Raw genomic sequence first — 22,247 nt, forward strand, 5'->3', positions numbered from 1 at the left:
GATGGGCGAGCTATTAAAAGCGGCTATCTACCGCCGCGGCCAGTTTTTCCAACAGAACTTCCGTATCTTCCCAGTTCAGGCAGGGATCGGTAATGGACTGACCATAGATTAATGGTTGACCGCTGATAATTTTTTGCGTGCCTTCCCGTAAAAAACTCTCGGCCATAATCCCGGCAATTGCCGTGGAGCCATTACGAATCTGCTGGCAAATATCATCACATACCTCCAACTGGCGGCGATGCTGTTTTTGACAGTTGCCGTGGCTGAAGTCGACGACCAGATGTTCCGGCAGATCAAATTCATGCAACGTGTCGCAGGCGGCGGCAATATCTTCAGCGTGGTAGTTAGGTTTTTTACCGCCGCGCATGATGATGTGCCCATACGGGTTGCCACTCGTTTGGTAGATGGTCATCTGTCCGTCTTTATCCGGCGAGAGAAACATATGGCTGGCGCGGGAGGCGCGAATAGCGTCAACGGCAATGCGAGTATTGCCATCCGTACCATTTTTAAAGCCGACCGGACAAGAGAGCGCAGAAGCCATTTCCCGATGGATTTGGCTTTCGGTGGTACGCGCGCCAATCGCTCCCCAACTGATCAGATCGGCAATAAACTGGCCGGTGACCATATCAAGAAATTCTGTGGCGGTCGGTACTCCCAGTTCGTTCACCTGCAATAGCAAGCGACGCGCCAGTTCAAGCCCATAATTGACGCGGTAACTTCCATTCAAGTCAGGATCGGAAATCAGGCCTTTCCATCCCACGACGGTGCGCGGTTTTTCAAAATAGGTGCGCATGACGATCTCCAGACGCGCCTGATGCTTTTGGCGTTGTGCCTGGAGCTGCGTCGCGTATTCCATGGCAGCATTCAGATCGTGAATCGAACAGGGGCCAATGATGACCAGTAGCCGTGGATCTTCACCATTTAAAATCTTTTCTATCCGGCGTCGGGAGTCGGTAACGTGACTGGCGACGGAGGACGATACAGGATACCGCTGCGCGAGTTCGGTCGGTGTTACCAGGCTGTCGATACGCGCAGTACGGAGTTCGTCGGTTCTGTTCATTACAAGTCTCAGAAATTTGTTGCTTCAACGGCAGGACTACCGGGAAGTGATGGGCATCACGATAAACCAATCCCTGCTGATTTCAAGTGCGAGGCGTGTCACACCTCGCAGGCAGAACAGCATGATAACAAAAACCAAACCATTAAACTAGTTTGCTAGTACATTCTGCGGTTAAGCCCCATAATATCGAGAATCTTGGTGGCTATCTCTTCAACGGAATAATTGGTGCTGTTCAGGCAGGGGAGCTGATTCTTACGATACAGCGCTTCGACCTCCGCCACTTCCATGCGGCACTGACGCAACGAGGCATAGCGACTGTTTTCACGGCGTTCTTCGCGAATAGCCGCCAGGCGTTCAGGGTCAATTGTCAGGCCGAACAGTTTATGTTGTAGCGGTTTTAACGATGTGGGCAGCGTCAAATTATCCATATCATCGGCGATGAAAGGGTAGTTAGCCGCACGAATGCCGAATTGCATCGCCAGATAGAGGCTGGTGGGCGTTTTTCCACAGCGCGAAACGCCAAGTAAAATGACCTGGGCCTGATCGAGGTTGCGCAATGAAATGCCATCATCATGCGCCAGGGTATAATCGATAGCGGCAATACGCGCGTCATACTTATTCAGGTTACCCGGATTAAGCCCATGAGTACGATGAGCGATCGGCGTCGGATCCAGTTTCATCTCCTGCTGAAGCGGCGCTACCAGCGCCTGAACGATATCCTGGCAGAAACCTTCGCTCTGTAAGATGATGGCGCGAATTTCAGGTAAAACAATCGAGTAAAATACCAGCGGGCGAACGCCGGTTTGCTGATAAATGGCGTCAATTTGGTCTTTGACGGCGCGGGCGCGACTTTCGTTCTCCACGAATGGCAGCGTGATGCTGCTGATCGTCACCGGAAACTGCGACATGACCGCGTGACCCAGGACCTCGGCGGTGATGGCGGTACCATCAGAAATATAGAAAACATGGCGATCAACAACATTATCCATTCTGTTCATCCTGAAGAGTAAACATAATTATCTGAAAGCATAAATTAAAAGTAACGGGAAACGTATAACTTGTCGCTTATTTTATAAAATGACAGGCGCTTTTTATAATTAATGAAAAGCATGTTTCATTTCCTGGAAACGCAGTTTATATCGGGGGGGATTAAGGGAATGCCGTGCTATGCGCGGGTTTGCGCAACTACGTAAACAATCTGAAAAAATGAAAAAATAAATTTGCTTGAACGATTCACCGTTTTTTTCGCGGGTTTAAGTATGCCAGGATAAATACGCAACTATGTGTTTCTTAAACTCGTTCATTTATCACAAAAGGATTGTTCGATGTCCAACAATGGCTCGTCACCGCTGGTGCTTTGGTATAACCAACTCGGCATGAATGATGTAGACAGAGTTGGGGGCAAAAATGCCTCCCTGGGTGAAATGATTACTAACCTTTCCGGCATGGGCGTATCCGTTCCGAATGGTTTTGCAACCACTGCCGATGCGTTTAACCAGTTTTTGGATCAAAGCGGCGTAAACCAGCGCATTTATGAGCTGCTGGATAAGACAGATATTGATGATGTCTCCCAGCTGGCGAAAGCGGGCGCGCAGATCCGCCAGTGGATTATCGACACTCCTTTCCAGCCGGCGCTGGAAAACGCCATCCGCGATGCCTATGCGCAGCTTTCGTCGGATGATGAAAATGCCTCTTTTGCCGTGCGTTCCTCCGCCACGGCGGAAGACATGCCAGATGCTTCGTTTGCGGGTCAACAGGAAACGTTTCTTAACGTTCAGGGCTTCGATGCGGTACTGGTGGCAGTGAAACACGTATTTGCTTCTCTGTTTAACGATCGCGCCATCTCTTATCGCGTTCACCAGGGATATGATCATCGCGGCGTAGCGCTTTCCGCTGGCGTGCAGCGGATGGTTCGCTCCGATCTCGCCTCGTCAGGGGTGATGTTCTCTATCGATACCGAATCCGGTTTTGACCAGGTGGTCTTTATCACCTCGGCATGGGGACTGGGCGAAATGGTGGTGCAGGGCGCGGTTAACCCGGATGAATTTTATGTCCATAAGCCAACCCTGGCGGCAGGCCGTCCGGCCATCGTACGCCGCACCATGGGGTCGAAAAAAATCCGCATGGTTTACGCCGCCACCCAGGAGCACGGCAAGCAAGTGAAGATTGAAGATGTGCCGCAGGAACAGCGCGACATTTTCTCGCTCACCAACGAAGAAGTGCAGGAACTGGCGAAACAAGCGGTGCAGATTGAGCAGCACTATGGTCGTCCGATGGATATCGAATGGGCGAAAGACGGTCATACCGGTAAGCTCTTTATTGTGCAGGCACGTCCGGAAACCGTGCGCTCCCGTGGCCAGGTGATGGAGCGTTATACGCTACATGCGCAGGGGAAAATCATTGCCGAAGGTCGCGCCATTGGGCATCGTATTGGCGCGGGTACGGTGAAAGTTATTCACGATATCGGCGAAATGAACCGTATTGAGCCTGGCGATGTGCTTGTCACCGATATGACCGACCCGGACTGGGAACCGATCATGAAAAAAGCGGCGGCGATTGTCACTAACCGTGGCGGGCGCACCTGTCATGCGGCAATTATCGCCCGCGAATTGGGTATTCCGGCGGTAGTCGGCTGCGGCGACGCCACCGAACGCATGAAAGATGGCGAAAAAGTAACCGTCTCCTGCGCAGAAGGTGATACCGGTTATGTGTATGCCGACATGCTGGATTTCAGCGTAAAAAGCTCCAGCGTAGATACCATGCCAGAGCTACCGCTGAAGGTTATGATGAACGTCGGCAACCCGGACAGGGCATTTGACTTTGCCTGCCTGCCGAATGAAGGCGTAGGTCTGGCGCGACTGGAATTCATCATTAACCGTATGATTGGCGTTCACCCGCGTGCGCTGCTGGAGTTTGACGACCAGGATGCCGCGCTGCAAAACGACATTCGTGAGATGATGAAAGGGTTTGACTCGCCGCGTGAATTTTACGTTGGTCGACTGACGGAAGGGATCGCGACGTTAGGCGCCGCCTTCTACCCGAAACGCGTTATCGTTCGTCTGTCTGACTTTAAGTCCAACGAATACGCCAACCTGGTCGGCGGCGAACGCTATGAGCCGCATGAAGAAAACCCGATGCTGGGCTTCCGCGGCGCGGGTCGTTACGTCGCAGAAAGTTTCCGCGATTGTTTTGCGCTGGAATGCGAAGCGGTGAAACGCGTGCGCAACGATATGGGCCTTACCAACGTCGAAATCATGATCCCGTTCGTGCGGACGGTCGACCAGGCGAAAGCGGTCATCGAAGAGCTGGCGCGCCAGGGGCTTAAACGCGGCGAGAACGGGCTGAAGATCATCATGATGTGCGAGATCCCGTCCAATGCCTTGCTGGCTGAACAGTTCCTCGAGTATTTTGATGGCTTCTCGATTGGTTCTAACGACATGACGCAGCTGGCGCTGGGGCTGGATCGCGATTCCGGCGTGGTGTCTGAACTGTTTGACGAGCGTAACGACGCGGTGAAAGCGCTGCTGTCTATGGCGATCCGCGCGGCGAAAAAACAGGGCAAATATGTTGGAATTTGTGGTCAGGGTCCGTCCGACCATGAAGACTTTGCCGCCTGGCTGATGGAAGAGGGGATCGACAGCCTGTCGCTGAACCCGGACACCGTGGTTCAGACCTGGCTGAGTCTGGCGGAACTGAAGAAGTAAACCGCGACCAGATAACGCTATGCTTATCCGGCCTGCACAAGAAACATGTTGTGTAGGCCGGATAGGGCGTAAGTTGCCCGACGCCTGCATAATGCCGGGTCAGGCGTTGTGCAGAATCATTAATACACTGCGTAGATCATTTACGGCGATTTGCCCCGGCGCTGAAGCCTGCTTCACCGCGCCAAACGTGGCGGCAGAGCCAAACACTTCCCCTGCCAGACGTGAAATGACCCCCTCTTTCGCCATTGACATAGTAATTACCGGACGGTCGGCGTAATGTTGCTGCATCTCCAGCGTGGCAGTGAGTAACGTTAATACATCATGCTTGCTTTGCGGCATAACGGCAATCTTGGGAATATCCGCGCCGAGCGCTTGCATTTTACGTAGCCGCAGAACCATTTCCTCTGCGGACGGCGTCTGGTGAAAATCGTGGTTAGACATCACGACATAAACATTATGCGCATGGGCATAATCGACAGTGGCTTTAACGTCAGCATCACCGGTAAATAGCTCAAGATCGATCATATCGACCAGGCCGCTGTCGATTGCGGCACGATTAAGCGTGAGATAATGCTGAGTGGTTATTGTCTGCTCGCCGCCTTCTTTGGCGCTGCGGAAAGTAAACAGTAACGGAATGTCAGGCATCGCATCGCGGATAACACGCGCAGCGGTAAGAACGGATTGAGTCGATGCGATATCCATAAAGTGATCCACGCGCCACTCCAGAATATCGAATGTAGCTTCGCGGTAGGCTAGCGCCTCTGCTTTCACGCTATTGATGTCTCTTCCCATCAACGACACGATAATTTTGGGCATCCCTTCGCCAATGATAAGATTTTTTACGGTGACGGTTTTCATGCGTGTCCTGTCAGTTTTTTTTCTTCTTGCCATTATGAACGGTGAGGCTGGCCGCTTGAAGTAAAAAAAAGCCCATCGTAGGAGACGGGCAAAGACTACACACAGCAATTCGTTGTTTCACTCAGGGGATTTCCATGCTTATAAATCAATGTGTTGATTTATAACCGTGTGCTAATAGTAGGCATGAGCACTTTTTGCGTCGATCAGATTCGTCTCAATAGTTTAAAAACTGTAACGGATTTGCGACAGAAATGAGATGCGGCGGGGAACAGACGGGCGAATCAAAATGAGGGGTGCGTTGAATTGATAAACGTCGCTAAAGCATCGGGCGGCGATGCCGCCCGACGGGATTATGACTGCTTGTTGGCTTCCTCGATGTCATCCAGCTCTTCAAGGATCTCCTCTGGTTCATTCGTCGGCGCCGGAACTTCATGTACCCATGCGGAGAACAAACGCCAGGTCACGGCCAGAAGCACCGGTCCAATAAACAGACCAATCATACCGAATGCAATCAGTCCGCCGATTACCCCGGAAAGGATCAGAAGCAGCGGTAAATCGGCGCCCATGCGGATGAGTACCGGGCGAATCACGTTATCCAGAGTGCCGACGACGGCGCTCCAAACCAGCAGCACGGTGCCCCAGGTGGTGTCGCCTGTCCAGTAAAGCCAGATAATGGCTGGAATCAATACCGGCAACGGCCCCAACTGAACCAGACACGAAAGGATCATCACTACCGTCAACAGGGTAGCGTAAGGCACGCCGGAAATCGCCAGCCCGACGCCGCCAAGTACCGCCTGTACCAGCGCGGTGACCACCACGCCAAGCGCCACGGCGCGGATCGCCTGGGCAGCCAGCAGAACCGCCGCATCGCCGCGTTTAGCCGCGAGACGACAGGCAAAATGGCGTATTCCCATCGCCACTTGTTCGCCGCGCCAGTAAAGCAGGGCGCTAAACAACAGCATCAGGGCGCAGTGCATCATAAAGCGTCCGATATGCGCCGCCTGACCGACAAACCAGGTCGTGGTTGTGCCGATATAAGGCCGCACTTTCGCCATAATAGCGCTACCGCCCATATCCAGCAGGCTATGCCATCCGGCATACAGTTTGGCGCCAACCAACGGAATATTATTTAACCATGCCAGATCGGGTAGCGTCATATCGCCGCCGGTCACTGCATGGATGAGCGGGCCGCTACCGTCGACAATGCTGTTCACCAGCAAGGCGACGGGAATAACGAAGAGTAGCACTAACAGCAGCGTCATGACCAGTACGGCAAGCGAGCGGCGGCCCCACAATATTTTTTGTAATTTCAGCAAAACGGGCCAGGTTGCGATAACAATCGTACCTGCCCATGCAAACCCCAAAATAAAAGGCTGTACTATCCACAAACAGGCCACAATCATGATGGCTAAAAACAGCACCGATAGCAGCACTTGCGCAATATCCCTGGGCTGACGAACATTTACCATAAATACTTTTCACCTTTGTCTTTGCGCCAGAACGTTGGCGCGACGTGAACATGCAAACCACACCCTATAATGATGAGCAATTTCAGCGGTTTTTAACAGGCCGATTCTGCATGTAATTCTGTTGGGCGCACAGGAAAAAAATGTGATACAACAAATAACGCAACACGCAAACGATTAAGCATCCCTTCCTGTGCGTAGACCGCTCGCGCTCGCCGGGTTGGGCGCCACCGTTCACAACATAGACCGCAGGAAAAGGTCAATATAATGATTCCACAAATTTCTCAGGCACCCGGCGTCGTTCAGCTGGTGCTCAATTTTTTGCAGGCGCTGGAGCAGCAAGGGTTTACGGGCGATACGGCAACCAGCTATGCCGACCGTCTGACAATGTCGACCGATAACAGTATCTACCAGCTTCTTCCCGATGCTGTTGTGTTTCCCCGTTCTACGGCGGATGTCGCGCTTCTTGCCCGTCTGGCGGCGGAGCCGCGCTTTACGTCGCTGATATTTACCCCGCGAGGCGGCGGTACTGGCACGAATGGCCAGGCGCTAAACCAGGGCATTATTGTTGATATGTCCCGCTATATGAACCGCATTATTGAAATTAATCCTGAAGAGGGATGGGTGCGGGTAGAGGCGGGGGTGATAAAAGATCAGCTTAATGAGGCGTTAAAGCCGTATGGCTATTTTTTTGCGCCGGAACTTTCCACCAGTAATCGCGCCACGCTTGGCGGTATGATTAATACCGATGCCTCTGGTCAGGGTTCGCTGGTCTATGGAAAAACGTCAGATCACGTCTTAGGCATACGGGCCGTATTGTTGGGGGGTGATATCCTTGACACACAATCGATGCCCGTAGAGCTTGCCCGGACGCTGGGTGAAAACACGACGATGCCAGGCCGCATCTATCAGACCGTCTATCAGTCCTGCCTGGAAAACCGTCAACTTATCTTCGATAGCTTTCCAAAGCTCAATCGCTTCCTGACAGGCTACGATTTACGCCACGTCTTTAACGATGACATGACCCGCTTCGATCTTACCCGCATCTTAACGGGGTCGGAAGGGACGCTGGCGTTTATTACTGAAGCCCGGCTGGATATTACCCCGATACCCAAAGTCCGCCGTCTGGTGAATGTAAAATACGACTCCTTTGATTCCGCGCTGCGTAACGCCCCTTTTATGGTTGATGCGCGCGCCTTATCCGTCGAGACGGTCGATTCCAAAGTCCTTAACCTCGCGCGGGAAGATATTGTCTGGCACTCCGTTAGCGAATTGATTACCGATGTGCCGGATAAAGAGATGCTTGGCCTGAATATCGTGGAATTCGCGGGTGACGATGAAGCGCTTATTGACGGGCAGGTCGAGGCGCTGTGCCACCGGCTGGATGGCCTGATGGCGCGTGCGGAAGCGGGCGTGATCGGCTGGCAACTTTGTACCGATTTGACGGGTATTGAGCGTATTTACGCGATGCGTAAAAAAGCGGTAGGGCTGCTGGGTAATGCGAAAGGCGCAGCCAAACCGATTCCTTTTGCGGAAGATACCTGCGTGCCGCCTGAACATCTGGCCGATTACATCGCCGAATTTCGCGCTCTGCTGGATGGTCATGGCTTAAGTTACGGCATGTTCGGCCACGTGGATGCCGGGGTGCTGCATGTGCGTCCGGCGCTGGATATGTGCGATCCGCAGCAGGAACTGCTGATGAAACAGATCTCCGATGAGGTCGTCGCACTGACTGCCAGATACGGCGGGCTGTTGTGGGGCGAGCATGGAAAAGGTTTTCGTGCGGAATACAGCCCGGCCTTTTTCGGCGAAGTCCTGTATGGCGAGCTGCGCAAAATAAAAGCGGCTTTTGATCCGCATAATCGACTTAACCCGGGTAAAATCTGTCCACCGCAGGGGATAGAGGCGCCGATGATGAAGGTGGATGCGGTAAAACGCGGCACCTGGGATCGGCAAATCCCGCTGGCGGTGCGGCAGACCTGGCGCGGCGCTATGGAGTGTAATGGTAACGGCCTGTGCTTTAATTTCGATGCGAAAAGCCCGATGTGCCCGTCGATGAAAATTAGCCTTAACCGGATCCACTCGCCGAAAGGGCGGGCGACGCTGGTGCGGGAATGGCTCCGACTATTGGCCGATCGCGGCGTCGATCCGTTGAAACTGGAAAAGGAGTTGCCAGAAAAACGCGCCAGCTTACGCACGCTGATTGCCCGCACCCGGAATAGCTGGCACAAACGCAAAGGCGAGTATGATTTTTCCCATGAAGTTAAAGAGGCCATGTCCGGCTGTCTGGCATGTAAAGCCTGTACGACCCAGTGTCCGATTAAAATCGATGTTCCGGAGTTTCGTTCACGTTTCTTACAGCTTTACCATACGCGTTATCTGCGCCCGGTACGCGATCATCTGGTGGCGACGGTCGAGACCTACGCGCCGCTGATGGCGCGTGCGCCAAAGACCTTTAACTTTTTTATTAACCAACCGGTGGTTCGTAATCTGGCGAAAAAACATATCGGTATGGTGGATTTACCTCTGCTTTCTGCCCCTTCATTGCAACAGCAACTGGTGGGCCATCCGTCTGCCAATATGACGCTTGAGCAACTGGAGCGCATGAGCGCCGAGCAAAAAGCGAAAACGGTACTGGTGGTTCAGGATCCGTTTACCAGCTACTACGACGCTCGGGTCGTAGCGGACTTTATCCGCCTGGCGGAAAAACTGGGCAGGAGACCGGTATTGTTGCCGTTCTCACCGAATGGTAAGGCGCAGCATATTAAAGGTTTTCTTAATCGCTTTGCGAAAACGGCGAAAAAAACCTCTGAGTTCCTTAATCGGATCGCCGCGTTGGGGATGCCGATGGTGGGCGTCGATCCGGCGCTGGTACTGTGTTATCGCGACGAATACAAACTGGCGCTGGGCGAACAGCGCGGCGATTTTCATGTGTTGTTGGTGAATGAATGGTTGGCGCAGGAAATAAATGCAAGACTGTCCGTCGAGGTGAGCGGCGAACCGTGGTACTTTTTTGGTCATTGTACGGAAGTCACGGCGTTACCCGGCGCGCCTGCGCAGTGGGCCGCCATCTTTGCCCATTTTGGCGCGAAGCTGGAAAATGTCAGCGTAGGCTGTTGCGGTATGGCGGGCACTTATGGACATGAACTCACCAATCATAAAAATTCGCTGGGAATTTATGAGCTATCCTGGCATCAGGCGATGCAACGTCTACCGCGAAACCGCTGCCTGGCAACCGGCTATTCCTGCCGAAGCCAGGTTAAACGCATTGAAGGTACGGGCGTGCGTCACCCGTTGCAGGCATTACTGGAGATTATAGGTTGATCTGGAAACGTGAAGTGACCCTCGATGCGCTTAATGCGATGGGGGAAGGGAATATGGTTGGCCTGCTTGATATCCGCTTTGAGCATATTGGGGACGATACGCTGGAAGCGACAATGCCCGTCGATCATCGCACCAAACAGCCGTTCGGCTTGCTGCATGGCGGAGCGTCTGTGGTGCTGGCGGAAAGTATCGGCTCGGTCGCAGGCTATCTGTGTACGCAGGGGGAGCAAAAGGTGGTGGGGCTGGAGGTGAATGCCAACCATGTACGGTCGGCGCGTCAGGGGCGCGTACGAGGCGTCTGTAAAGCGTTGCATACCGGGGCTCGCCATCAGGTCTGGCAGATAGAGATCTTTGATGAACAGGGACGTCTGTGCTGTTCTTCGCGCCTTACTACGGCGATTGTGTGACGTTGTCACCATAAAAGTGTGATGCATATTGCTTTTGGTCAAAATGTGCGCAGAAAAAGGTGATATACTGTGCACGTTTACACATAAGCGAGGATGATATGTCTACTGATTTAGACCCAACCCAACTGGCGATTGAATTTTTACGCCGTGATAAAACCGAACTTTCTCCCGCGCAGTATTTGAAGCGTTTAAAACAGCTGGAGTTAGAGTTTGCCGATCTCCTCACCCTCTCTGCAACCGAACTGAAAGAAGAGATCTATTTCGCCTGGCGGTTGGGCGTGCATTAATAAAGTCTGTGTAGGCCGGATAAGGCGTTAGCCGCCATCCGGCTATGTTACCAGGCAATCTCACCAGACCCTGTCCCCAGGTAATAGATAATCCTCTTGATTTTGTTTAAAAAAAATACAGATCGCCATTTGTGCTAAAAAGGCGCGCTCTCTTTATGAGATTATTCTTATGCCCCTTCAAGAGCTAAGCCATTAAGAGTGCCGGAGATAAGCGCCGGATGGGGCCGGAACCCTTAAGCCTGTATTGAACAGACTTAAGGGTTTTTCTTTTCCGGGCGCGTAAAAAACTAAGGTCTGTCAATAACCGCTGGCATGTCGTCAGCCGTATGATTATTCAAAATACGGTTAGCCAGCGCACCTGACATCATCGATCCGTTAACGTTCAGTGCCGTGCGGGCCATATCAACGATAGGTTCGATGGCAATAAAAATACCGACCAGCGCAACGGGAAAATTCAACGTCGACAGGACAATCAGCGCCGCGAACGTACCACCGCCGCCGACGCCGGCTACACCAATAGACCCTAGCGCAATGGCAGGTAACATCGCGGCCAGAAAATGCAGCGAGAGCGGATCAATGCCGATGGTGGGCGCAATCATCGCTACCATAATAGCCGGATAAATCCCGGCGCAGCCATTTTGCCCCATACTGGAGCCAAACGAGGCGGAAATATTGGCAATGGTGCTTTGTACGCCAAATTTTTCCTGGGCGGAAATGGCCAGCGGGATAGAGGCTGCGCTGCTGCGGGAAACAAACGCAAAGGTTAAGACGGGCCACACCATTCTGAAATAACGCGCTGGATTATTACCGCTGAGGATCAGCAAGATGGCGTGCACGATAAACATCATGAAAATCGCGATGTAACAGGCGCCGATAAAACCAAGTAAGCTGGCGAATTGTTCAAGGCGGTATGATGAAAATACGGTGGTCATTAATGCCATGACGCCATAGGGCGTTAATGCAATAACGATACGTACCATCTTCATGACCCAGATCTGAATAGCGTTAATGCCTGCGCTTAATTTCTGACCTTCTTCCGGCGCCTCTTTTTTGACCTTTAACAGGGCGATCCCCGCTATTAGCGTGAAGATAACGATGCCGATAACGGAAACACTTCTGGCCCCCGTAAGATCAAGAAAAATATTAGTCGGAATCAGCGATGTCACTAACTGGGGAATCGACACCGCAGCAGTCTTATTGACTTCTTCCGTAGTTAACATTGACGGCATGTGCACAAAAGCGCTGGCATCAAGCCCCAGCACATGAGCGGTCAGTAATCCGATAAAACCGGCAGCCATCACCAGGCATAACAGGCATCCGACGATCGTCAGCGACATTTTTCCGATGCCGGCGCTATTTTCCAGTTTATTGATGGCGGAAAGAATAGAAATAAAAATTAGCGGTATAGCGACCAGTTTTAACAGGTGGACGTAACCATTGCCGACGATGCTGTACCATTCGATAATAGTTTTAGTGTGATTTGCTGAAATTAAATGCAGAGATAAACCAATAACAGCCCCTAAAAAGATAGCGATAAAAACGCTTTTCGACAGGGAATCGCTTTTTTGATTAATTCTCAAGATGACCCACGAGAAAACCAAAAAAAGTGCGATATACGCGAGCGTAACAACCATATTTTAAGCCTCTTGCCTCATTCAGCACCTGAAATGCCGGAAAGAGTTTACATAAACCTATAGCTCAAACTGAGTTATAGAACCGCAGCGGATTATAAAGAGCGCAACGCCAGGTATCCATACAAAAAATGGGGTTCTGACCTCGCCGCCCGGCAATGTCGACAGCCTATTAATTAAATAGTCATTTTCTATACATCTTTTCGTTTTTGACCTGCCAGAACGGTTAACATCTTATAAATTATTATTTATCAAAAGGTTAAGTGGTTTTTTGTCTGTCGTATGACCTGGCGGACAGGGTCTATGCTTAATAAAAGGCGCTCAATATGACCATTTGTTGGAAAGCCCCTGCGGTTAAGGGGTTGAAGTGATAATCATTATCACTAACATGCTGTTATATCCTGGTGATTTAGAACGCGAGGTAACTCTATGGAATTGCATTCAGACACGTTTAACCCGGAGGACTTCCCCTGGCAAGGGCTGACGCTAACGCCAGCGGCGGCAGCGCACATACGTGAACTGGCAGCAAAGCAGCCGGGCATGTTGGGCGTGCGGTTAAGCGTAAAACAGACGGGATGTGCCGGATTTGGCTATGTTCTGGATACCGTTCGGGAGCCGGATAAAGACGATCTGGTTTTTGAAGCCGAAGGCGCAAAGCTTTTCGCACCGTTACAGGCGATGCCTTTTATTGACGGAACAGAAGTGGATTACGTACAGGAAGGGCTGAACCAGTTATTTAAATTTCATAACCCCAAAGCCCAGAATGAATGCGGCTGCGGCGAAAGTTTTGGGGTATAGGCGGTACTATGTCTCGTAATACTGAAGCAACGGAAGAGGTCGGCATCTGGACAGGCGGACGCCTTAATTACAAAGAAGGATTTTTCACGCAACTACCCACTGATGAACTGGCAAAAGGCATCAGCGAAGAGGTGGTGCGCGCGATTTCCGCAAAGCGTAACGAACCTGAGTGGATGCTGGAATTTCGTCTCAATGCCTATAGAGCCTGGCTGGACATGGATGAACCGCACTGGCTGAAGGCGCACTACGATAAACTGAACTATCAGGACTACAGCTATTACTCTGCGCCATCATGCGGAAACTGCGACGATAGCTGCGTTTCCCAGCCGGGAGCGGTACAGCAAACGGGCGCGAATACCTTTTTGAGTAAAGAGGTTGAAGACGCCTTCGAGCAACTTGGCGTTCCGGTTCGCGAAGGGAAAGAGGTCGCCGTCGATGCGATTTTTGATTCGGTCTCCGTAGCGACCACATACCGTGAAAAACTGGCGGAACAGGGCATTATTTTCTGTTCTTTTGGCGAAGCGATACACGATCACCCTGACCTGGTCAGGAAATATCTTGGCACCGTCGTGCCGGGGAACGATAACTTTTTTGCCGCGCTGAATGCGGCAGTCGCTTCCGATGGGACATTTATCTATGTTCCCAAAGGCGTGCGTTGCCCGATGGAGTTATCCACCTATTTTCGCATTAACGCCGAGAAAACCGGTCAGTTTGAGCGCACGATTCTGGTGGCGGATGAAGGCAGCTATGTGAGTTATATCGAAGGCTGCTCCGCGCCCGTACGCGACAGTTATCAGCTCCACGCCGCGGTAGTGGAAGTCATCATCCATAAAGATGCTGAAGTAAAATATTCCACCGTACAAAACTGGTTCCCGGGCGACAACAACACGGGCGGCATTCTGAACTTTGTGACCAAGCGGGCGTTGTGCGAAGGGGAAAACAGCAAGATGTCGTGGACCCAGTCGGAAACCGGTTCGGCGATTACCTGGAAATACCCGAGCTGTATCCTGCGCGGTGATAATTCTATCGGCGAGTTCTATTCCGTTGCGCTGACCAGTGGACATCAGCAGGCTGACACCGGCACCAAAATGATCCATATCGGTAAAAACACGCGCTCAACCATTATCTCAAAAGGCATTTCCGCCGGCCACAGCCAGAACAGCTACCGTGGGCTGGTAAAAATTATGCCGACGGCGACCAACGCCCGAAATTTCACCCAATGCGACTCCATGTTGATTGGCGCGGACTGCGGCGCGCATACGTTCCCGTATGTTGAATGCCGCAATAACAGCGCGCAGCTGGAGCACGAAGCGACAACATCACGCATCGGTGAAGATCAGCTTTTCTATTGTCTGCAACGCGGCATCAGCGAAGAAGACGCTATTTCGATGATCGTCAACGGTTTCTGCAAAGACGTTTTCTCGGAACTGCCGCTGGAGTTTGCCGTTGAAGCGCAAAAACTGCTGGCGATTAGCCTTGAGCACAGCGTCGGTTAATGATGAAGGAAAACCCATGTTAAGCATTAAAGATTTACAGGTCAGTGTGGAAGAAAAAGCGATTTTGCGTGGCCTGAATCTGGAGATTCGCCCCGGCGAAGTTCACGCCATTATGGGGCCGAACGGTTCCGGGAAAAGCACGCTCTCCGCCACCCTGGCGGGACGTGAAGATTACGAGGTCACCGGCGGCTCGGTTACGTTCAAGGGTAAAGATCTGCTTGAACTGTCGCCGGAGGAACGGGCGGGCGAAGGGATTTTTATGGCCTTCCAGTACCCGGTAGAAATCCCCGGCGTCAGTAACCAGTTTTTCCTGCAAACCGCGCTGAATGCCGTGCGCGCCTACCGCGGGCAGGCGTCGTTGGATCGCTTTGATTTTCAGGATCTGATGGAAGAAAAGATCGCATTGCTGAAAATGCCGGAAGATTTGCTGACCCGTTCGGTAAACGTCGGTTTTTCCGGCGGGGAGAAAAAGCGCAATGATATTTTGCAAATGGCGGTGCTGGAGCCGGAACTGTGCATCCTTGATGAGTCTGACTCCGGACTGGATATCGATGCGTTGAAAATTGTGGCGGAAGGCGTCAACGCGTTACGCGACGATAAACGCGCTTTTATTATCGTGACCCACTATCAGCGCATACTGGACTACATCAAGCCTGATTACGTCCATGTCCTCTATCAGGGGCGAATTGTCCGATCCGGCGATTTTACTCTGGTCAAACAACTGGAGGAGCAGGGTTATGGCTGGCTTACCGAACAGCAGTAAAGCGCTACAGCAATGGCAGCATCTCTTTGAAGAAAAAGGAGAAAGTCGAACTGAGCAGGCAAGACAACATTTACAACAGATGTTACGTCTGGGATTGCCGAAGCGTAAACATGAAGACTGGAAATACACGCCGCTGGAGGGCTTAACCCATAGCCAGTTTATCCAGCAGTGTGCGACTATCAGCGCCGCACAGCGTGATGCGCTGGCGCTGCAAATCGATGCCGTGCGGCTGGTGTTTGTCGACGGTCGGTTTATGCCAGAGCTTAGTGATAGCACGCAAAACAGCGGATTTGACGTTAGCGTCAGGGATGAACGCCAGACGCTTGCCGCGCCGGTACATCCCGAGGTTTTTCTGCATCTGACGGAAAGCCTGGCGCAATGTGTCACGTATATACAGGTACGGCGAAATCAGCGTCCGACCAGGCCGCTACTGTTAATGCATATCACGCAGGGCGTGGATGGCGACGAGCTGAATACCGCGCATTATCGCCACCATCTGGCGCTGGCGGAAGGCGCGGAAGCGACGGTTATTGAGCATTATGTCAGCCTTACAGCGGCAAAACATTTTACCGGCGCGCGTCTGACGATGAACGTTGCAGACAATGCGCAACTGCGTCATATCAAACTGGCGTTTGAAAATGCGTCCAGCTATCACTTTGCGCATAACGATCTTCTGCTGGCGACAGACGCCTCGGCGTTTAGCCACAGTTTTCTGCTGGGCGCCGCAGTACTACGTCACCACAGCAGCTCACAACTGAATGGCGAAAACGCGACGCTTCGACTGAATAGTCTGGCGATGCCGGTGAAAAATGAAGTCTGCGATACGCGGACATGGCTGGAACATAACAAAGGTTACTGTAACAGCCGCCAGTTGCACAAGACCATCGTCAGCGACAAAGGACGCGCGGTCTTTAATGGCCTGATTAACGTGGCGCAACACGCCATTAAAACCGACGGCCAGATGACCAATAATAACCTGTTGTTGGGGAAACTGGCTGAAGTCGATACCAAACCGCAATTGGAGATCTATGCCGATGACGTGAAGTGCAGCCACGGCGCGACGATCGGGCGTATTGACGATGAGCAGATGTTTTATCTGCAATCACGCGGCATCAGGCAGCAGGAGGCGCGGCACATGATTCTTTACGCGTTTGCCGCAGAGTTAACGGAAGCTATCCATGATAGCGCCCTTAAACAGCAGATGCTGGCGCGAATCGGCCAGCGACTGCCCGGAGGCCTGGTATGACATTTCCTGTAGAAAAAGTACGGGCGGATTTTCCCATACTGCAGCGTGAAGTTAACGGCCTGCCGCTGGCTTACCTGGACAGCGCAGCCAGCGCTCAAAAACCCAATCAGGTGATTGACGCTGAATCTGCCTTCTACCGTCACGGCTATGCTGCGGTACATCGGGGTATCCATACGTTAAGCGCGCAGGCGACCGAAAGCATGGAGAATGTGCGTAAGCAGGCGTCGCGGTTTATTAACGCCCGCTCCGCAGAAGAACTGGTTTTCGTGCGCGGTACGACGGAGGGCATTAACCTTGTCGCCAACAGTTGGGGAACGGAAAATATTCGCGCCGGGGATAACATTATTATCAGCGAGATGGAGCATCACGCTAACATCGTTCCCTGGCAGATGCTGTGTGAGCGCAAAGGCGCTGAACTGCGCGTGATCCCATTGCATCCTGACGGTACGCTGCGGCTGGAGACCTTAGCTGCGCTGTTCGATGACCGGACCCGACTGCTGGCCATTACTCATGTTTCCAATGTGCTGGGGACGGAAAACCCACTGCCGGACATGATTGCGCTGGCGCGCCAGCATGGAGCGAAAGTGCTGGTGGATGGCGCCCAGGCCGTGATGCACCATGCTGTTGACGTCCAGGCGCTGGACTGCGATTTTTACGTTTTCTCCGGCCATAAACTTTACGGGCCGACCGGCATCGGCATTCTGTATGTTAAAGAGGCGTTGCTGCAAGAAATGCCGCCGTGGGAAGGGGGCGGGTCGATGATTTCGACCGTCAGCCTGACGCAGGGAACGACATGGGCGAAAGCGCCCTGGCGTTTTGAGGCGGGAACGCCGAATACTGGCGGCATCATCGGTCTGGGCGCGGCAATTGACTATGTGACGTCGCTGGGACTGGATAAGATTGGCGATTATGAGCAGATGCTGATGCGCTATGCGCTGGAGCAACTGGCGCAGGTGCCTGATATCACGCTGTATGGTCCGGCGCAGCGGTTGGGCGTCATCGCGTTTAATCTGGGTAAACACCATGCTTATGACGTCGGCAGCTTTCTTGATAATTACGGTATCGCGGTACGAACGGGGCATCACTGCGCGATGCCGCTCATGGCCTGGTATGGCGTGCCGGCAATGTGCCGGGCTTCGCTGGCGATGTATAACACCCATGAAGAAGTGGACCGACTGGTGGCAGGATTAACGCGTATCCACCGCTTATTGGGATAACAGTGAGGTTTTATGGCTGCGCTACCGGATAAAGAAAAATTGCTGCGTAACTTTACGCGTTGCGCTAATTGGGAAGAGAAATATTTATATATTATTGAGTTGGGGCAGCGCCTGGCGGAGTTAAATCCGCAGGATCGCAATCCGCAAAATACGATTCATGGCTGTCAGAGCCAGGTGTGGATCGTGATGCGGCGAAACGCCAACGGCATTATCGAATTGCAGGGCGACAGCGACGCGGCGATCGTTAAAGGCCTTATGGCGGTGGTATTTATTTTGTACCACCAAATGACGGCGCAGGATATTGTGCATTTTGATGTCCGGCCATGGTTCGAAAAAATGGCGCTTACGCAGCACCTCACGCCTTCTCGTTCTCAGGGGCTGGAAGCAATGATTCGCGCAATTCGCGCTAAGGCCGCCACTCTTAGCTAAACTGTACAGACAGCGTTCTACCTGATGTCAAATCCTTTGTCGGACGGCGACGTCGCTTTATTCAGAGTGGACAGAGCGTATATTTTGTTGTTCTGATAAGCGAAGCGCTACCAGTCGTCGCAGAGGGCATCACCAGGAATACAGGAGGTTTGGTATGAAACGTGCGTCTTTCATTACGCTAACTATTATCGGCGCGTATAGCGCGTTACAGGCAGCCTGGGCGGTTGATTATCCATTACCGCCCGAAGGCAGCCGTCTTATTGGTCAGAATCAAACCTATACCGTACAGGAAGGTGATAAAAACCTGCAGGCTATCGCCCGGCGTTTTGATACGGCGGCGATGCTCATTCTTGAAGCGAACAATACGATTGCGCCGGTGCCTAAGCCCGGTACGCTAATTACCATTCCCTCGCAGATGCTATTGCCGGATGCGCCCAGGGAAGGCGTTATCGTCAACCTCGCGGAGCTACGGTTGTATTATTATCCGCCGGGAGAAAACCGCGTTCAGGTATATCCCATCGGCATCGGTTTGCAGGGGCTGGAAACTCCCATCATGGACACCCGGATAGGGCAAAAGATCCCCAACCCGACGTGGACGCCGACGGCGGGCATACGCCAACGTTCGCTTGAGCGGGGGATCTCGCTGCCGCCGGTGATCCCTGCCGGGCCAAATAACCCGCTGGGACGCTATGCGCTGCGTCTGGCGCACGGTAATGGGGAATATCTCATTCATGGCACCAGCGCGCCGGATAGCGTGGGTCTGCGCGTGAGTTCCGGTTGCATTCGCATGAACGCGCCGGACATCAAAGCGTTATTTGCGCAGGTCAGAACGGGGACGCCGGTAAAAGTGATTAACCAGCCGGTGAAATTCTCTGTCGAGCCGAATGGCATTCGTTATGTAGAGGTACACAGGCCGCTATCGCCGGAAGAAGAGCAAAACGTGCAGACGATGCCCTACGTGTTGCCTGCGGAATTTACCGCATTCAGAAACGCGCAAGGGGTGGATAGTCGCCTGGTCGATAAGGCGCTATACCGGCGAGCCGGGTATCCTGTCAGTGTGAGCGCCGGGCAGACGCCAGCGGTAAATACGACCGCAGTCGAATCCGCTCAGAACGGTTTTGTCGGGGAAGAGGGGCAAACGCGCGCGACGCAGTAGCCTTCGCAGCAAACGACGGACAAAAAAATGGCGCACGATGTGCGCCATTTTTATTACGCAGGTACTATTACTTACGGTATTTAGTAGCCTGGTTGTCCAGACGCTGGTTAGCGCGAGCTGCGTCGTCTTTAGCAGCCTGAACGTCGGAACGCATTGCGTTCACGTCGTTGCTCAGCTGGTCAACTTTAGCGTTCAGAGTCTGAACGTCAGAAGACAGCTGATCGATTTTAGCGTTGCTGGAGCAACCAGCCAGCAGAGTAGAACCCAGGATTACCGCGCCCAGTACCAGTTTAGTACGATTCATTATTAATACCCTCTAGATTGAGTTAATCTCCATGTAGCGTTACAAGTATTACACAAACTTTTTTATGTTGAGAATATTTTTTTGATGGGAATGCACTTATTTTTGATCGTTCGCTCAAAGAAGCATCGAAATGCATGAAAGTCCCTAAAAAACCGAAAGAAAACAGGGGGCTTCCATCGGATTCTTCTTAGATAATCCGCAATTAGATAGTAAAATCCGATTTGATTTTTTTATTAATAGTGGCTATCGATTAAATAAAAAAAGCGCCGGAAGGGCGCTTTTTTAAACAAATTAATTCACACAACAATTATTACAGTACGTGAACAGAGGCGGTGTTAGTGGTGCCGCTTGGAACCAGCGCGCCGGAGACCATCACTACGACGTCGCCTTTCTGGGCGAGGCCGCTTTGCAGGGCGACATCTTTGCCCAGACGGTAGAAATCATCAGTAGAATTGATTTCTTTCACCAGCTGCGATACCACGCCTTTGCTCAGTACTAACTGACGGGCGGTCACTTCATTGGTGGTCAATGCCAGGATGGTGGCGTCCGGGAAGTATTTACGCACGGCGCGAGCGGATTTACCGCCCTGGGTCGCTACCACGATCAGCGGCGCTTCCAGTTTTTCGGCAGTTTCTACCGCACCGCGGCATACCGCTTCCGTAATGCGCAGTTTACGGCTGTCGTTGTTGTAGTCCAGACGGCTGTTCATGACACGGTCGGTACGTTCGCAGATGGTCGCCATGATAGAAACGGCTTCCAGCGGGTATTTCCCTTTTGCGGATTCGCCGGACAGCATAACCGCATCCGTACCGTCGAGGATGGCGTTCGCAACGTCGCCTGCTTCTGCGCGGGTCGGACGCGGGTTTTTGATCATAGAATCCAGCATCTGAGTCGCGGTGATCACGACTTTACGTGCGCGGATACATTTTTCGATCATCATTTTCTGCGCAAAAATCACTTCTTCAACCGGGATTTCTACGCCCAGGTCGCCACGCGCAACCATGATGCCGTCGGAAGCTTCGAGAATTTCATCGAAGTTGTTCAGGCCTTCCTGGTTTTCGATCTTAGAGATAATCTGGATGTTTTCGCCGCCGTGGGCTTTCAGATGCTCGCGAATTTCGACAACGTCAGAACGTTTACGGATAAAGGACGCCGCAACAAAGTCAACGCCCTGTTCGCAACCGAAGATCAGGTCCTGTTTGTCTTTTTCAGCCAGCGCCGGCAGAGCAATAGAAACGCCCGGCAGGTTAACGCCTTTGTTCTCGCCCAGATCGCCGTTGTTCAGCACCTTACAAATTACTTTATTGCCTTCGATGGCGGTCACTTCCATACCGATCAGACCATCGTCAACCAGGACGGTGTTGCCAACGCTCAGGTCGCTGGTGAAGCCTTCATAGGTGACGGCAACGATTTCATTATTACCGACCACGGATTTGTCGGTGGTAAAAGTGAAGGTTTGACCCGCTTTCAGCGAAACGTCGTTACCGCCTTCCAGTTTAATGGTGCGGATTTCTGGTCCTTTAGTATCAAGCAGAATAGCGGCTTTTTTACCAGTTTTGCTCATCACGTTGCGCAAGTTCTGGATACGCTGACCGTGTTCTGCATAATCGCCATGAGAGAAGTTCAGACGCATCACGTTCATGCCCGCGTCCAGCATTTTGCTTAACATCTCTTCGGATTCGGTTTTCGGACCGATAGTACAAACAATTTTCGTCTTTTTCATGACAGTCTTAGTCTTTAAGTTGAGGAGGATATGGAAATCTGGCTTCGGGCGCGCACGGCCCGGAAGCTAAGCCTGTGTTGCTAAAGTGATGATGCCTCGCTCTAAGGATAGGTGACATCGAAAGAGCGTGCAGAGGAATGTGTGCTCGCGTTTCAGCCCAACGGGAAGGGGATAATTTTAGTCGTTGAGTTTTACAGTCCAATGCGCTGAAACCATTCAAGAGACAATTGGCGCGCATTATACGCTGAAATTTACAAAAAAGGAAAATGAAAACCCTGTTTCAAAAGACATCTGTGCAGATCCACAACGGTTTGTTATTACGCTGTTTACGATGTCGCTGGCGATGACGCCGCCCGAACAGGGGCGGCGTTGCGCAAC

Annotated in this window: 19 protein-coding genes and 1 other RNA gene; 11 read left to right on the plus strand and 9 right to left on the minus strand. The window is 52.2% G+C overall.

The window, feature by feature from the left end; genetic code table 11:
* Positions 1-13: 13 nt before the first annotated feature.
* On the minus strand, positions 14-1,060 hold the full coding sequence (aroH, locus tag NA624_RS01570; protein WP_001082187.1) for a 3-deoxy-7-phosphoheptulonate synthase AroH: 1,047 nt from the start codon (positions 1,058-1,060) through the stop codon (positions 14-16).
* 155 nt (positions 1,061-1,215) lie between these two features.
* Complete coding sequence (ppsR, locus tag NA624_RS01575) at positions 1,216-2,049, minus strand: posphoenolpyruvate synthetase regulatory kinase/phosphorylase PpsR (protein WP_000370994.1); 834 nt, start codon at positions 2,047-2,049, stop codon at positions 1,216-1,218.
* A gap of 336 nt (positions 2,050-2,385) precedes the next feature.
* On the opposite strand from ppsR, the gene ppsA reads away from it, so the two are divergent.
* Complete coding sequence (gene ppsA, locus NA624_RS01580; RefSeq protein ID WP_000069333.1) at positions 2,386-4,764, plus strand: phosphoenolpyruvate synthase; 2,379 nt, start codon at positions 2,386-2,388, stop codon at positions 4,762-4,764.
* 99 nt (positions 4,765-4,863) lie between these two features.
* On the opposite strand, the gene aroD is transcribed toward ppsA, so the two are convergent.
* From aroD to ydiK, 3 genes are all read right to left on the minus strand, one after another.
* The gene (gene aroD, locus NA624_RS01585; protein WP_000860215.1) at positions 4,864-5,622 is read right to left on the minus strand and encodes a type I 3-dehydroquinate dehydratase; all 759 of its coding nucleotides are present in this window, start codon (positions 5,620-5,622) and stop codon (positions 4,864-4,866) included.
* Positions 5,623-5,682: 60 nt separating this feature from the next.
* Positions 5,683-5,790: antisense sRNA RprA (gene rprA, locus NA624_RS01590), an RNA gene on the minus strand.
* A gap of 182 nt (positions 5,791-5,972) precedes the next feature.
* Positions 5,973-7,091 (minus strand): AI-2E family transporter YdiK, encoded by a 1,119-nt coding sequence (gene ydiK / locus NA624_RS01595; RefSeq protein ID WP_000248615.1) that lies wholly within the window; start codon positions 7,089-7,091, stop codon positions 5,973-5,975.
* Between the two features lie 264 nt (positions 7,092-7,355).
* Here ydiK and ydiJ point away from each other — a divergent pair, with 264 nt between their 5' ends.
* The 3 genes from ydiJ to NA624_RS01610 all read left to right on the plus strand — a co-directional run bounded on the left by ydiJ (position 7,356) and on the right by NA624_RS01610 (position 11,106).
* Complete coding sequence (gene ydiJ, locus NA624_RS01600; protein WP_000612900.1) at positions 7,356-10,412, plus strand: D-2-hydroxyglutarate dehydrogenase YdiJ; 3,057 nt, start codon at positions 7,356-7,358, stop codon at positions 10,410-10,412.
* A complete protein-coding gene (menI, locus tag NA624_RS01605) occupies positions 10,409-10,819 on the plus strand; it encodes a 1,4-dihydroxy-2-naphthoyl-CoA hydrolase (protein WP_000637926.1) in 411 nt (136 codons plus the stop codon). Before ydiJ ends, menI begins: the two co-directional genes overlap by 4 nt.
* A 98-nt stretch (positions 10,820-10,917) precedes the next feature.
* Positions 10,918-11,106, plus strand: a complete 189-nt coding sequence (locus NA624_RS01610; RefSeq protein ID WP_001537749.1) for a YdiH family protein — start codon at positions 10,918-10,920, stop codon at positions 11,104-11,106.
* A gap of 287 nt (positions 11,107-11,393) precedes the next feature.
* Here NA624_RS01610 and NA624_RS01615 read toward each other — a convergent pair whose 3' ends face one another.
* Positions 11,394-12,740 (minus strand): L-cystine transporter, encoded by a 1,347-nt coding sequence (locus tag NA624_RS01615; protein WP_000261870.1) that lies wholly within the window; start codon positions 12,738-12,740, stop codon positions 11,394-11,396.
* 426 nt (positions 12,741-13,166) lie between these two features.
* On the opposite strand from NA624_RS01615, the gene sufA reads away from it, so the two are divergent.
* From sufA to ldtE, 7 genes are all read left to right on the plus strand, one after another.
* A complete protein-coding gene (gene sufA / locus NA624_RS01620; protein WP_000418969.1) occupies positions 13,167-13,535 on the plus strand; it encodes a Fe-S cluster assembly scaffold SufA in 369 nt (122 codons plus the stop codon).
* 8 nt (positions 13,536-13,543) lie between these two features.
* Positions 13,544-15,031: a Fe-S cluster assembly protein SufB gene (sufB, locus tag NA624_RS01625; RefSeq protein ID WP_000089383.1), complete on the plus strand. Its 1,488-nt coding sequence runs from the start codon at positions 13,544-13,546 to the stop codon at positions 15,029-15,031.
* 16 nt (positions 15,032-15,047) lie between these two features.
* Positions 15,048-15,794, plus strand: a complete 747-nt coding sequence (gene sufC, locus NA624_RS01630; RefSeq protein ID WP_000948902.1) for a Fe-S cluster assembly ATPase SufC — start codon at positions 15,048-15,050, stop codon at positions 15,792-15,794.
* The gene (gene sufD, locus NA624_RS01635; protein ID WP_000907924.1) at positions 15,769-17,040 is read left to right on the plus strand and encodes a Fe-S cluster assembly protein SufD; all 1,272 of its coding nucleotides are present in this window, start codon (positions 15,769-15,771) and stop codon (positions 17,038-17,040) included. The genes sufC and sufD overlap by 26 nt, the downstream gene beginning before the upstream one ends.
* Complete coding sequence (gene sufS / locus NA624_RS01640) at positions 17,037-18,257, plus strand: cysteine desulfurase SufS (RefSeq protein ID WP_000143859.1); 1,221 nt, start codon at positions 17,037-17,039, stop codon at positions 18,255-18,257. Before sufD ends, sufS begins: the two co-directional genes overlap by 4 nt.
* A gap of 12 nt (positions 18,258-18,269) precedes the next feature.
* A complete protein-coding gene (gene sufE, locus NA624_RS01645) occupies positions 18,270-18,686 on the plus strand; it encodes a cysteine desulfuration protein SufE (RefSeq protein ID WP_000729470.1) in 417 nt (138 codons plus the stop codon).
* Between the two features lie 154 nt (positions 18,687-18,840).
* Entirely contained in the window at positions 18,841-19,842 is a 1,002-nt protein-coding gene (ldtE, locus tag NA624_RS01650; RefSeq protein ID WP_000817056.1) for a L,D-transpeptidase LdtE, read from the plus strand.
* A 67-nt stretch (positions 19,843-19,909) separates the two neighbouring features.
* On the opposite strand, the gene lpp is transcribed toward ldtE, so the two are convergent.
* The 3 genes from lpp to ynhH form a co-directional block, all read right to left on the minus strand.
* Entirely contained in the window at positions 19,910-20,146 is a 237-nt protein-coding gene (gene lpp / locus NA624_RS01655) for a murein lipoprotein Lpp (protein WP_001082307.1), read from the minus strand.
* Positions 20,147-20,456: 310 nt separating this feature from the next.
* A complete protein-coding gene (gene pykF / locus NA624_RS01660; RefSeq protein ID WP_000751447.1) occupies positions 20,457-21,869 on the minus strand; it encodes a pyruvate kinase PykF in 1,413 nt (470 codons plus the stop codon).
* A gap of 7 nt (positions 21,870-21,876) precedes the next feature.
* Entirely contained in the window at positions 21,877-22,107 is a 231-nt protein-coding gene (gene ynhH, locus NA624_RS01665) for a protein YnhH (RefSeq protein WP_418143684.1), read from the minus strand.
* Positions 22,108-22,247 lie beyond the last annotated feature (140 nt).

Source organism: Salmonella sp. NW38 (assembly GCF_051807745.1).
GTDB lineage: Bacteria > Pseudomonadota > Gammaproteobacteria > Enterobacterales > Enterobacteriaceae > Salmonella > Salmonella enterica.

What these genes read in the sequence shown, in the direction of transcription:
- NA624_RS01610 (WP_001537749.1), top strand. Translation starts at nt 10,918, where the DNA reads ATGTCTACTGATTTAGACCCAACCCAACTGGCGATTGAATTTTTACGC.
- ydiJ (WP_000612900.1), top strand. Translation starts at nt 7,356, where the DNA reads ATGATTCCACAAATTTCTCAGGCACCCGGCGTCGTTCAGCTGGTGCTC.
- NA624_RS01615 (WP_000261870.1), bottom strand. Translation starts at nt 12,740, where the DNA reads ATGGTTGTTACGCTCGCGTATATCGCACTTTTTTTGGTTTTCTCGTGG.
- sufA (WP_000418969.1), top strand. Translation starts at nt 13,167, where the DNA reads ATGGAATTGCATTCAGACACGTTTAACCCGGAGGACTTCCCCTGGCAA.
- sufB (WP_000089383.1), top strand. Translation starts at nt 13,544, where the DNA reads ATGTCTCGTAATACTGAAGCAACGGAAGAGGTCGGCATCTGGACAGGC.
- sufD (WP_000907924.1), top strand. Translation starts at nt 15,769, where the DNA reads ATGGCTGGCTTACCGAACAGCAGTAAAGCGCTACAGCAATGGCAGCAT.
- ldtE (WP_000817056.1), top strand. Translation starts at nt 18,841, where the DNA reads ATGAAACGTGCGTCTTTCATTACGCTAACTATTATCGGCGCGTATAGC.
- sufE (WP_000729470.1), top strand. Translation starts at nt 18,270, where the DNA reads ATGGCTGCGCTACCGGATAAAGAAAAATTGCTGCGTAACTTTACGCGT.
- ppsR (WP_000370994.1), bottom strand. Translation starts at nt 2,049, where the DNA reads ATGGATAATGTTGTTGATCGCCATGTTTTCTATATTTCTGATGGTACC.
- lpp (WP_001082307.1), bottom strand. Translation starts at nt 20,146, where the DNA reads ATGAATCGTACTAAACTGGTACTGGGCGCGGTAATCCTGGGTTCTACT.
- sufC (WP_000948902.1), top strand. Translation starts at nt 15,048, where the DNA reads ATGTTAAGCATTAAAGATTTACAGGTCAGTGTGGAAGAAAAAGCGATT.
- aroD (WP_000860215.1), bottom strand. Translation starts at nt 5,622, where the DNA reads ATGAAAACCGTCACCGTAAAAAATCTTATCATTGGCGAAGGGATGCCC.
- ppsA (WP_000069333.1), top strand. Translation starts at nt 2,386, where the DNA reads ATGTCCAACAATGGCTCGTCACCGCTGGTGCTTTGGTATAACCAACTC.
- ynhH (WP_418143684.1), bottom strand. Translation starts at nt 22,107, where the DNA reads ATGCGCGCCAATTGTCTCTTGAATGGTTTCAGCGCATTGGACTGTAAA.
- aroH (WP_001082187.1), bottom strand. Translation starts at nt 1,060, where the DNA reads ATGAACAGAACCGACGAACTCCGTACTGCGCGTATCGACAGCCTGGTA.
- pykF (WP_000751447.1), bottom strand. Translation starts at nt 21,869, where the DNA reads ATGAAAAAGACGAAAATTGTTTGTACTATCGGTCCGAAAACCGAATCC.
- sufS (WP_000143859.1), top strand. Translation starts at nt 17,037, where the DNA reads ATGACATTTCCTGTAGAAAAAGTACGGGCGGATTTTCCCATACTGCAG.
- ydiK (WP_000248615.1), bottom strand. Translation starts at nt 7,091, where the DNA reads ATGGTAAATGTTCGTCAGCCCAGGGATATTGCGCAAGTGCTGCTATCG.